The organism is Vagococcus sp. 211 (assembly GCF_056322705.1).
The window spans coordinates 1,944,976-1,958,102 of record NZ_CM150475.1 but is presented as its reverse complement, the minus strand read 5'-3'; the positions used below and the strand labels follow the sequence as shown (position 1 = coordinate 1,958,102).

At 35.1% G+C, this 13,127-nt stretch carries 8 protein-coding genes; all 8 read left to right on the top strand.

The window, feature by feature from the left end; translation table 11 throughout:
• Window positions 1-42 precede the first annotated feature (42 nt).
• The 8 genes from ACVWM0_RS09335 to ACVWM0_RS09300 all read left to right on the top strand — a co-directional run bounded on the left by ACVWM0_RS09335 (window position 43) and on the right by ACVWM0_RS09300 (window position 13,125).
• Entirely contained in the window at window positions 43-357 is a 315-nt protein-coding gene (locus tag ACVWM0_RS09335; protein WP_476472369.1) for a hypothetical protein, read from the top strand.
• 82 nt (window positions 358-439) lie between these two features.
• Window positions 440-1,645 carry an NAD(P)/FAD-dependent oxidoreductase gene (locus ACVWM0_RS09330; protein WP_476472368.1) on the top strand — a complete coding sequence of 402 codons (1,206 nt, stop codon included), beginning with the start codon at window positions 440-442 and terminating at the stop codon, window positions 1,643-1,645.
• Between the two features lie 483 nt (window positions 1,646-2,128).
• Window positions 2,129-7,087: a SpaA isopeptide-forming pilin-related protein gene (locus tag ACVWM0_RS09325; RefSeq protein ID WP_476472367.1), complete on the top strand. Its 4,959-nt coding sequence runs from the start codon at window positions 2,129-2,131 to the stop codon at window positions 7,085-7,087.
• Window positions 7,088-8,647 (top strand): pilin N-terminal domain-containing protein, encoded by a 1,560-nt coding sequence (locus tag ACVWM0_RS09320; protein ID WP_476472366.1) that lies wholly within the window; start codon window positions 7,088-7,090, stop codon window positions 8,645-8,647.
• The gene (locus tag ACVWM0_RS09315; RefSeq protein WP_476472365.1) at window positions 8,628-10,925 is read left to right on the top strand and encodes a SpaH/EbpB family LPXTG-anchored major pilin; all 2,298 of its coding nucleotides are present in this window, start codon (window positions 8,628-8,630) and stop codon (window positions 10,923-10,925) included. The genes ACVWM0_RS09320 and ACVWM0_RS09315 overlap by 20 nt, the downstream gene beginning before the upstream one ends.
• Before the next feature lie 71 nt (window positions 10,926-10,996).
• Window positions 10,997-12,028, top strand: coding sequence for a class C sortase (locus ACVWM0_RS09310; RefSeq protein ID WP_476472364.1), 1,032 nt, complete (start codon window positions 10,997-10,999; stop codon window positions 12,026-12,028).
• 99 nt (window positions 12,029-12,127) lie between these two features.
• A complete protein-coding gene (locus ACVWM0_RS09305; RefSeq protein ID WP_476472363.1) occupies window positions 12,128-12,442 on the top strand; it encodes a PadR family transcriptional regulator in 315 nt (104 codons plus the stop codon).
• On the top strand, window positions 12,442-13,125 hold the full coding sequence (locus ACVWM0_RS09300; RefSeq protein WP_476472362.1) for a DUF2812 domain-containing protein: 684 nt from the start codon (window positions 12,442-12,444) through the stop codon (window positions 13,123-13,125). Before ACVWM0_RS09305 ends, ACVWM0_RS09300 begins: the two co-directional genes overlap by 1 nt.
• The last annotated feature ends 2 nt before the right edge of the window (window positions 13,126-13,127 follow it).

Sequence of the window (13,127 nt, the reverse complement as noted above, 5' to 3'; positions counted from 1 at the left end):
TGGTACAATTTATCAGTATTTTTTGAATGAAGGGGATATAGTATGAAATTAATTATTAATAGCGTTGCGTTCGTCATTATCATTGTGAGTATGTTATATTACTACCGACAAGTGAGCCACTACCGTAAAACAGAAAAAAATGCCCATATCTTTGCGAATGCGAGCCAATTAACTATGAGTGCTTATTTACTAGGATTAGGAGTTATTTTAATTGAATTGAATGCCTTTGGACTGTCTCGTGGTAAGTTTGTGAATCATTTAATTGTGTACGGAGCCTTTGTGAGTTTAGTGAATGCTTTAAGTATTTGGTACTTTTCTAGACTGGCAAAAAGCGAGGCCATTAATAATAAAAAATAAATCACAAAATGATAGGCTAATTCTTTGACATTATGAGTAAGAACTCCTATAGTTGTATAGAAATGTTTTGGGAGGGAAAGTAATGAAAAAACAAAAAATCGTCATTTTAGGTGCAGGTTATGCTGGACTAAAAACAGCTAAGCAATTACAAAAGAAAAATGTTAATGCTGAGATTGTTTTAGTTAACAAAAATGACTATCACTATGAGTCAACACAATTACACGAGGTAGCGGCAGGAACAGAGCCAGCTAGCAAAATTACATTCAAAATTGAAGATGTGCTTTCTAAAGATAAAGTAACTTTTATTCAAGATACAGTAACATTGATTAATAAAGAAGATAAAGTAGTAACGCTAGCAAACAAAGGTGAATTAACGTATGATTATTTAGTTATTGCCTTAGGATTTGAATCTGAAACATTTGGTATTCCGGGAGTAGATGATTACTCACTACCACTTGTTAACATTGTAACGGCAGAAGCAGCACGTGCTCACTTAGACAAAACCTTAGCTAACTACGCGTCATCTAAAGATGACAAAGATTTATCTATCGTGGTTTGTGGTGCTGGATTTACAAGTATTGAGTATTTAGGAGAAATTACGAATCGTATTCCTAAATTAGCATCAAAACTTAATTTTCCAAAAGAAAAAGTAAGCATTACATGTATCGAAGCAATGCCTACTTTATTACCAATGTTCTCTGAAAAATTAGGAACTTATGGTATTGATGTTCTTAAAGGTCGTGGGGTTAACTTTAAAGTTGGCACACCAATTAAAGAAATCAAAGATGGCGCTGTTGTTTATGAAGAAAATGGTGAACGCAAAGAAGTTGAAGCGAACACAATTATCTGGACAACAGGGGTTAAAGGTAGCACAGTTGTAGGTGCTTCAGGATTTGCTGAACGTCGTGGACGTGTGATGGTTGAAGCTGATTTAACAGTAGAAAACCACCCAGAAATCTACATGATTGGTGATGTGAGTTGTGTTATGGATAAAGCGGCAGACCGTCCATTCCCAACAACAGCACAAATCGCACTAAAACAAGGTGAATATGTTGGGGATCATTTAGCTGCAAGATTAGCAAATGGTACAACAGAAGCCTTTACATTTGAACCTTTAGGAACAGTTGCTTCTATTGGTAACAATGTAGGGATTGGTAACGTGATGGGCAAAGAAGTAAAAGGCTACATCGGATCAATCATGAAGAAAAACATCATTAACAAATCATTACTTGAAGTGGGGAACGCTAAAACACTTGTTAAAAAAGGTCGTTTTGACTACTATCACTAAGCGTAATAGCTAAAAAAGAGCAGACAATTGTGTCTGCTCTTTTTTTGTCGTTTTAAAAGACAAAATTAATCATTTATAGGCTCGAATATTTGGTTAAATAGAGATGTAGAGAAGATAACATATAAACACTAATTAATTATTGATAAATGTTAGTTAGCATTTGGTAAACCCTTTAACTAATCGATAAGGGGTGAACAGTAGATGGTAACACATGTTATGGATTGATAATTAAATGATTTAATAAAATCTTAAACTATTGGTGAAAGACCTATGGTTAAACCGTTGAGAAATAAATAAAAAGTGTTATAAATTAATAAATCGCCACGATATTAAACGTACGTTTTAAAATAATAATAAGATATGATACGATGGTGTGGCTCAATAATAATAACCTTTTAAAAGAGTGTAAAAGCACTTTAAAATATAATTTAAGATACATTGTTGCTGTAAAAATATTTATATATTAAAAAAGGAGATGATAAGATGACTAAAATTAACAAAAAAATATTTTTAATCATTAATTTAATATTTTTTATATCTTTGTTATCTTTTTGTCCAATAAAAGTGTCTGCTGAAGGTCAAAATATTTTGGATTACCCAGGAGCAAGTGAGCTCCCGGTGGATGGAGATGGGAATAAAACAATTTTCACAGATGTCAAATTATATCAAAATAATCAGAGTGGAAAACCTGTTGAAATTAAGCCAGGTGATTACATCGTTGTAGAAAAAGATAAACCCATAAGAGCTAAGTATGAGTTTTTTGTTCATCAAGGATTAGCAAAAGATATGAAGAGAGGAGATTATTTTGATTTTGAGTTACCTCAAACGAGTATAAAGCCAGTTAGTGAATCGCAAACGGGTAAAATATATGATGAAAGAGATACAGGGAAAGAAATAGGCGAATTTATTACACAACCTAGTGGTGAGGTTCGTATGATTCTTACTCAACCTCAAAATATAAGTAATAAAGGTGATATTAAAGGAACATTAGAATTCTTTTTAGAAGTAGATGAAACAAAAGTCCTGAAGGTAGGAACGTATAAAGTAAAACTTCCTTATGTTGAAAACCATGATGTTACAATTAATATTGGAATGCCAGGGGTTGATCCTGACACAGCAGTGTTAAAAGAGTTTATACGTTCGACTAAAGACCCAACGACTGGAGAAATAGAAGTAACGTGGAAAGTATTAGTTAACCCTTATGAGAAAGAAGTGTTGAACCCAATACTAAAAGATAGGCTTAGTTATGATAAGGATGGTAAAGATGCCATAAGAGCTCAATACAGGATTGATAGCATCCAACATGGTTATTATGGTGTTGATAAAAAAATATACGAAACAGGAGACACCGGTTTCCATACCAATATTTATAATCCGGTTTTAGATAATGATTATGCGACTTACACTTTTCAACAGGCGAGTATAGATAACACCTATGTTTTTACAATAGTTACTACAATTAGTCCGGGAGAAAAAATATTTATTAACGAAACAGGTACAGCTTACTTATATAACCATGCTGAATTTCATGGGGCAAAAGCAATGGCTACTGCAAATAGTAACATTGGTTTAGTGAAACCAGATGATTGGATAAAAAAAGAGTGGGATAAGCCAGCAAAGGGTTATGTAACACCAGAAGAAAATATTAAATGGAAAGTAGGGTTTAATGAAGAAGGCCGGACTATTCCCCAATCTGAAGCTGTTCTTATTGATACATATGATAATAATCATGAGTTGGAACTAGTCCAAGAGACAATGGATATCAAAACAACATCTGGTAGAACGATGAATTATGAGATTAAACCCATAGATAATGGAAATAAAGAAACTGGTTTTGAAATTCACTTTAAAGAAGATATTACAGAAGAACTAATACTGACATATGAAACAAAAATTATTAAATATGATCCTAAATATAGAGTAGAGAACTTCATTAAGTTTAATAAGATATCATCTAAAGCAGTTGCAGATGTAAAAGAAGATGATGGCACTGGAGGCACTGGAGGCACTGGAGGTTCTGGTGGAGAGGGTGGAACTGAAAGTACAGAAGAACCACCTGAAGGAGATAAACCTGACTCACCTGTTGCTAAGTCTGTTTCAATAAAGAAATATCCTGAATTAATCAATTGGGAAATATTTATTAATGCTAAAAATAAAATAGGTAACACAGAAAATGTCCCAGGAGGACAAGAGATTGATGCATGGAGTATCTCAGATGAGGTATCAGCGAGCACTCTTTATACAAGAGGAAATATTCTAGAAGAAACTTTAGAGGTTTGGGATTTAGGAGAGAATTATAATGGTGAGGATAATCCTAAAAACATGTCAGGTTCAAAAAAGCTTGAACGAGGGAAGGATTATGACCTAGAAGTTGATGGTGCTAGAAATAGTTTTGAGTTGACATGGCTAAATCCAGAAAAAACGAGTACAAGAAGTGCTTTCTATATTACCTATGATTATGGAATTGATGAGTATAAAGTATCAGAAGAGTTTAAGAACAAAGCTACCTATAATTATTCTTTAAACAGAGTCAAAGGAGATCCTCATACAGCTAAAGCTAAAATAAAGCCAGAAGAGCATAACTCTGTTGTTACAATTGATAAGAGAGGCCTTTATAAAGAAAAAACAGATACTATAGAGTGGACAATTGGTATAAATACAAAAAAAGTCGCTATTGGCGCTAGTAGTCAATTGCTAGATACGATTACCGATGACCAAGAATATGTGCCAAATTCAGCTCGTTTAGAATTAAAGAAAAATCCTTACGACCCGACGACAGAGGAACAAGATGGGAGCTTTGAATATGATGAAAAAACAGCCACTTTTACCGGCACCTTCCCAGAAGGATCTAAAAAATATTATGTTTTTACTTTTGAAACTAAAATAAAAGAAATAGAAGGGAAACCTTCTATTATGCCGAATGAAGAAATTATCAATACTGCTTATTATAAAGATGCTAATACAGATACAGAAGCAACTGATTATGTGCATTTTGATTATGGGAAACCGCCAGTCGAAATGTACGTGAATAAAAGTGGTAAAGCTGTAGAACAAAGCGAAGAGACGACCAAAAACTTAGAAGCAGTTGACTGGTTAGTTGAGGTGAACCCTCATAGAAAACATTTACAAGATGTGGTTATTCGAGATAACGAATGGGAAAATCAACGGATTGACCCTGAAGATAGAGGTCTTATTAAATTAGAGGAACTAGATAAAGCTGATAATGTAACAAAAACGTTACAAGAAGGTACAGATTATGATTTATTATTAGCTGAACAGGGAATGTGGATTACATTTAAACATGACGTTAAGGCAAAAATAAATTTAACATATAGAAGCAGGGTTATTGTTCCTAAAGACCTGAATATCAATGAATCCTTTGATGTGAAGAATGGTGTGTATGTTAGTGCTAAGAACAGTAAAACCATTCTAGGACCTAAAGTAGCTAAGGTTCCTACCCAAAAAAATACAGGGCAGGGGATTGTATCTAGTGATACAACGTATCTAAAAATAATCAAAAAGGATAGTGACTCAAAAAAAGCGTTAGAAGGAGCAGAATTTGCTCTATATAGAGGAACAGAAGCAAGTCTAGAAAAATTAGTCAATGTAGGAACCTCCAACCAAGACGGAGTGATTGAATTCTCAGGGTTGACAGCAGATACTTACTTCTTAATTGAGACAAGAGCACCAGATGGTTATGATTTACCTGATCCTAACTATGGTCAAACCATAACCATTGAAAAAGATGGCAATGGTAAACCACAACCACCCTATACACAAGGACTGGTTATCGAAAATAGTAAAGACCCAATGCCACCTAAACCAAAAGTTGGTTTTAATATCATTAAGTACGGTGTAGATGAAAATGGAGATACACCAACTCCTCTGCAAGGAGCAGTCTTCAGTTTATATGAAGGAGAGTCAGATAGAGGGGCAAAGGTAGCAGAAAAAACTAGTGATTCTAAAGGTAAGATTGAATTTAGAGGGCTTGTTCCAGGAAAATATTTCTTGAAGGAAACAAAGGCGCCGGCAGGATATGAGTTAGATGAAGAGTATGCGTCAGGAAAAGTAGTAGATGTGACTCATTTGTCAGATGGTGAGGTATTGTCAAATGAAATTGAAGTGTTTAACAAAGTAAAACCGACTGATCCTGAAGATAAAGAAGTCAGCTTGAAAATCATTAAGTACTCTGGTGAATCTAGTAAACCCAGTGAAGCAAAGGTTTTAGAAGGAGCAGAATTTACATTATATGAAGGCATTGATTCAAAGGGTAAATCGGTAGGAATTCAAACAAGTAATACTGTAGGTGAAGTTGTCTTTGATCAATTAGCACCAGGAAAATACTTCTTAAAAGAGACTAAAGCACCAGAAGGACACGTGCTAGATCCTATTTTTGGAGTAGGAAAAGTGATTGATTTATCCGATGGGGAAAGTAAAGAAGAAGCTATCAAAGTTTACAATGCCAAAATACCTGACAAACCAATTGAAATAGCGGGGAAAAAAATATGGGTAAATGATGATTTTGAAACATTATTGCCAGATAAAATAGTTATCGAATTGTATCAAAACGATAAACTCCATGCAAGTCAAGAAGTGACAGAAGCCAGTAATTGGGAATATCGTTTTAAAGATTTACCCGCTAAAGATGAGACTGGTAAAAATTATATTTACACAATCAAAGAGCAAGCAGTACCTGGATATACAACGACTATCACTGAATCAAATTATGATGTGACAAACACGCTACAACGGATCACTATTAATGGTGAAAAATGGTGGCATGATGAGGGATACGAAGTGAATCGTCCAACAGAAATCAAAGTACAGTTACTACAAGATAATATTCCTATGGACGACATGATAACTACAGTCTCAGAAGAGTCAGATTGGAAATATTCGTTTGAAGGATTACCTAAGATAAATCCTCAGACGGGACATGACTTCCATTACACTGTCGTAGAGTTAGAAGTACCGGATGGTTACACAGTTAGCTACGATGGGACCATTATCATTAATTCGATTGAACAGGGCAGTGTCACACTCATTAAACAAGATAAGGTTACTAAAGAAACATTAAAAGGTGCCATATTCAAATTAGAGAGAAAAAACCATGATACTAACACCTGGGATCCTGTATCAATAGATGGTAAATCTGAATTTACTACAAATGATAAAGGTGAGATTAGTGTAGAGAAACTAAACTTTGGAGACTATCGTTTTATTGAGACCAAAGCGCCGGATGGTTATATCATAGATAACACACCCATTGAGTTTAAAGTAGAAGGTGCGACACGAATTGAACTTACTTTTTATAACGAACCAGAAAAACCACTACCAGAAACAGGTGGGACGGGTATTCTAGGTATGCTATTCCTTGGTACATTACTACTATTTATAACAAGTGTCGCCTACTATAGATATCAGAAAGTAGGTGGTGATTAGATGAAAAGAATAGGACAAACAACCATTATTATTTTCTTGATTGGTCTATCGAGTCTCTTGTCTCTCTGCATACTTTCAACAGTGGGAGAGGCAGAGCCCACGAACGTTAAAGACGTAACGGTTAAATTACATAGATCAGAATGGAATAAACGAAGTGAACTAATCCCTCAACCGAGAATGACTGAAGAAAATATAATAAAAAACCAAGGAAAAGGGGTTAACGGTCTCACTTTCTCCGCCTATGACGTCACAGACGATTATCTCAAAGAAATAGAGGCTGGAAGTACACCTGATCAAGCCAAGCAATTTTTATCAATTAAGGGAAGTTTAGTAACGGGGAAACCGATACAAACAGCTATAACTCAAAAGGACGGGGGAGAGGATGGCATTGCTACCTTTCAACTACCTATGTACAAAAACAAAGGTGAGGCAGCTTACTTGTTCGTTGAAACAGATGAAGGCCAAACAGAAGTGGCTGTCAATACTGTCGCCGTTTTCCCTATGAAAGATGAGTTAGGTGAGGTACTAGATTTGGTTCATATTTATACAAAGTTAAAACCAAGTCCTGGTCCTGACCCCGAAAATCCAGAATTAACGTTTAAAAAAGCCATTGATCGGCACATAGTTAGCTATGGTGAAGAAATTAATTATGAGTTAAGGATGCATATTCCTAAAGACATAGGAAATTATGACAGATATGACGTCATCGATAAAGCAGACACTGCATTGTTACTAAAAGAAAAGAGCATCAGATTTACGATTGATGGGGATGAAGTAAAAGATATTACTAAGGATATTATTGAGAGACAGCATGGTTTTGATATAATGTTTGACCCAGAAAAATTAGAGAAATATGCTGATAAAGAAATGATTATCCATTATCAGATGAGGTTATCTTCAGAAGGGATACCTGATACAGATATTATTAATGAAGCAACACTTTTTGCTAATGATTACGTCTTAAAAGACACGAAAAAGGTTAGAACAGGAGGTTACCATTTCATAAAACTGGACATGCTAGATAATACGAGACCGTTAGCTGGTGCTAAGTTTGTTGTTCAAAACGATAAACAAGATTACTTGTATGCAGATAGCAATCAAAACTATGAATGGCGACCAACTGATAAGCTGTCATTGACTGATAAGGAGTTAATATTACTAACTTCAGATGAGCAAGGGGAGTTTGAAATAAAGGGTTTGAGTTATGGAGAGTATCTCCTAACAGAAGTTGTTGCGCCAAAAGGATATGTTTTGAGAAAGATACACGTTCCTTTTGAGATAGATGATTACTCTTACGAATTATCTGAAAAAGCAGGAATTAAGTTAGAAGTCTTTAATGAACCTGAAAAACCAACAGAACCAGATAAACCAACGGACCCGGTAGATCCGACACGACCACCTGGCCCGACCAACCCAACACAACCTCCCAAAGGGATTCTACCCCAAACAGGAGAGAAAGCCTCTGTTTTACTAGGATTGATTGGAATGGTACTGATTTACCTAGTGTCAAAAAAATATAAGACCAACAAGGAGAGAAAACATGAAGACGAAACAAACTAAATGGGTGTCAATAATGACCCTAATCATGATGGCAGTTACCGCTTTATTACCAGTTACCGCCTTTGCAGCACAGGGAGAAGGACAAAATAAAACCCAGACTGTACAAATTCATAAATTGTTATACAGAGATGAATTAAAAGAAGATGAAAAAATAACGAACACTGGTAATGTCTATGATCCTGAGAAGGACATTGAAAGCAAAGAAAATGGCCCTAATGAAGGCAAGCACAACACAACGATTAATAATGCAGCTCCTTTGAAAGGTGTTGGTTTCACTGCTTACAATGTGACAAAAGTCTATCATGATAAGAGAAAAAATGACGGTGTAGCAGAAGCAGAAGCGTTCACAGCCATTGTGAGTGAAGTTCAAAAAATTCAAGATGCTAATAGTCCAGCAAGTGAAATTGATAAAAAAATGGAGACAGCAGGATTTGTGAAACACGATAAAGAAAAGAAAACAGATAAAGATGGTGTAGCAAATTTTGAATTACCAACGGAAACAGTTGTTGAAGGTAGTGTAGAAAACTCTGTATTCATTGTTGTAGAAACAACGCCATTAAGTAATATTGTTAGAACAGAACCGACAATGTTTGCTTTACCTTTTTACAAGCAAGCAAAAGATAAAAATGGGAAATGGATTTCAACAACAGAATATGAAAAAATTGCTCATGTTTACCCTAAAAACTACCATAATTTAAAAGAGTACCAGTTTACTAAATACGGTGTTGAAGCTAATGGAGAAGACCCTACACAATTAGATGACATTCACTTTATTTTGAAAAATGATAAAACAGGTAACTATTTATCATCTAACAGCAATACTGAAGAAGGTCATTTAGGAGAAAATTACTTACCAACATTTGATATTTCTGAAAAAAATAAATTTACACCAGAATCAGACCCTGTTAAAGGACCTGTAACATTAAACGAGGAATTAGTTGTATTTACCTCTGGTGCAGAATCGACGTATCCAATGGCTGATCCTTCAAAAGGTCATGCAACAGGAATTAAAGGGGTTGTTCAAACGGGTGGTATTGCCTTAGAATCACCAGGAACATACGTCTTTGAAGAGATCGATTATAACAGAGAAAATAGTAAAAAAGATGACTATCAAGATTATATTATGTCTTCAAACTACAAAAAAGTTGTACAATTAGATTTATATGAAGATTCAACACAAGATACGTATACATTCTTTGATGTAAATGGTAACGTAGCAGCAGTTCAACCAGTCTTAAGTAAAGATGGTTCTTTAACACCTGCTGAAAATATTACGGTTTATAACTACAAAACACCAGAAATTAACAAAACGGTAGATCCAAACAATAACAACAATGTTAAACCAGGTTTTGATTACGATCAATTAATTGATTACCAAGTAACGACTGAAATTCCAGCTAATATGTTTAGTTATAAAAAATATGTGATTGTGGATACTCATGGAAAAGGGTTAGAAATCGATGGCGATCCAACAGCTATTAGAGCAACAATTGATGGAACAACAGAATTAACAACCGTTCCTACATATGATGCGGCAAAACGTAAATTAACCTTTGATTTTAATGACGCAGACTTAAAAACCTTAAGTGAAAAAGACAATAAAGGTAAAAACATTGAAATTAAATACCAAATGAAAATAGTAGAAGGCGCTGAGATTGACGTTAACTTAGATAACGAAATTGAATTATTACCAGAGATTGATACAGAGTACGAACAAAAACCAAAAGTACCAAAAGTAAAAGTAAGCGTTCAAACCCATGGTAAAAAATTCCAAAAAGTATCAATGTATGAAGAATCAAAAGCATTGCAAGGAGCAGAATTTAGATTAGTTCGTGGCTACGATAGTAAAAAAACAAAAGAGCAACAATTAGATACATTAGAATACCGAGCAGAAAAAGACAGAACATTACATAATGGTAGTTCAGTTAAACAATACAGCTGGATGACAGCATCAGCTATCGAAGCTGATTCTAATTGGTCTTTCGTTGAAAAAACATCTGATAAAAACGGAAACATCGAATTTGCGGGATTAAAAGTAGGAACTTACTACTTAGAAGAGATTAAAGCACCTGAAGGCTTCCAATTACCAGAAACACCATTCTTTGAATTCCAAGTAACTGAAACGAGTTATAAAGATAAAACAATTTTAAATTTACCGAATATTGAAGACGGTGAATTACCATCTACCGGTGGTAAAGGAATTTACTTCTTTATCGCAGCAGGTGTCTTATTAACAGCATTAGGTGGCGGATACTTCTACAAACGTTCTCAAGCTTAATCATTAAATGACAATAAATAAAAGGAATCCATATGGGTTCCTTTTATTCTAAAAAAGAAAGGAGTGATAGCATGGCTAAAACGAATAAAAAACACGTAAAGAAGGTAACGCCTAAGGCGAGTCAAGGAAACAACCATTCTAAAGTGAAAGTGAAACCGTTAGACATTATTTTTTTAGTTGGGATTCTAGCGGGGGTCATGTTATTACTCTATCCTTTTTGTAGTGATGCTATTAATAACTACCAAAACCAACACGCTATTCAGCGCTATCAAGACAAGCAGTTAAAAAAACAAAAGAAAGACTATGACAAACAGCGTAAAAAGATGGAAAAAGAAAACAAAGAATTAGCTGAAAAAAAAGGGTCTCCTACAGCTGATCCTTTTAAACGAACCGATGAGAAGCCTGATAATTCAAAGAAACCAGTGAGTTTTTATGATGAGCATACGGTAGGGGTTATCTACATTCCTAAAATTAATGTGAATCTTCCTATCTATGACAGTACAGAAGAACGTTTTTTACAAAGAGGAACAGGTCTTCTAGAGGGGAGTTCCAATCCGACAGGAGGACCAAGTACTCATGCTGTTATTACAGGACACAGGGGACTTCATACAGCTAAATTATTCACAGACCTCCCTAAATTAGAAGAGGGAGACGTGTTTTACATTGATATTGGTGAGGACCGGTTGGCTTATAAAGTATTTGCAACAGAAGTGGTCGAACCTAAAGAAACAAAGGCGCTGCGGATTCAGGATGACAAAGATTTGATGACGTTACTGACCTGTACCCCGTACATGATTAATACTCATCGTTTGTTAGTAAAGGCAGAAAGAACAGACTATGATCCAGATGTGGCTAAGAAAGAGATCAAAAAAATTAACCAGAAGAGTAAATGGTTAATCATTATGTGGTTATCTCTAGCTATTTTGCTACCTTTAGGCATTATCTTATTCTTATTATGGTTGAAAAAGAAAAAAGAAAAAGAGAAGGAAGCCAAGAAGAAAAAAGGCAAAAAGAAAGCAAGTAAACAAAAGGGTCGCAAAAAAACAAGTCAATCATCGTCTAAGAAGATGAGCAGTCAGTCTAAAAAAAGAAGCAAACGTTGAGATAACGGTTGCTTCTTTTTTTCTTGTATTCATTGACTGCTTCTGATACTATATCACTATATGATATATCAGTTGATGATATAGTAAGGAGGTCCACCATTGGATGAAGTCCTAACAGATTCTACGTATCTGATTTTATTAGCATTGCTTGAGCCAAAGCACGGATACGGTATTATGAAAGACATTACAGAGATTACAGAAGGCCGGATTTCTGTAGGACCAGCGAGTATGTACACGATTCTTAAGAAATTAGAAAAGCAAGAACACATTGCTTTGCAAGAAGATTCTGACCGTAAAAAAGTGTATTTAATTACAGAGAGTGGCAAAGAGGTATTAAAAAAAGACATTGAACGTCGAAAACTCTTTTATCTAGCTGGTGAAACTCGCTATTTAGAAAGTGAGGGAAGGATATAATGATTATCAAAAATAACAAGTTCCTACTATCTAAAGGGTTAGCTTTTTATAGCGAAAAAGAGAGTCTTCGATTAGAAGAAGAATTGCGCAATGGATGGCATTTAAAGCGTATTTCTCTTTTGGGCTTCTACGTCCTTGAAAAAGGAGAGAAGGAAGACAAGCGTGTGGTGATGGATGTCTATGCAGGTAAGAAAGAAGAGATTCAGGATTATTACGACCTTTACCAGTATAGTGGTTGGGAAATGATTACCACGCACCAAAGGTATCAGATTTTTAAAGGAAATAAAGAGGCCCCTTCTGTTTATTCAGATGAGGCAACGTATAAAGCTCGATTCCATTACGAGCGTTGGTGGTTATTCTATAAACAATTACCAATAGGATTGTTGAGTCTTTTTCTTTTTGTGTTACTAGAGCAACAGACAACTAGTTTATTTTTTAAAGAACATCCTATCGCTTATAAAGGGGTATGCTTTATGTTAATGCTTGGTTTACTGGTTCCATTAATCATGGGAAGTTTGTTGCTTTATTTTCAACTTGTCTATCCAAGGCGAGAGAGATTTTATGCACAACCAGAGCGCTACGGGAAGAGACAACGCTTCGGGTTAGATATGGTGGCGTCCATGGTTATCGGAGGGGTTTTCGGACTAGTGATTGCCATTGTGATGAGTTATTTAGTAATGTAAAG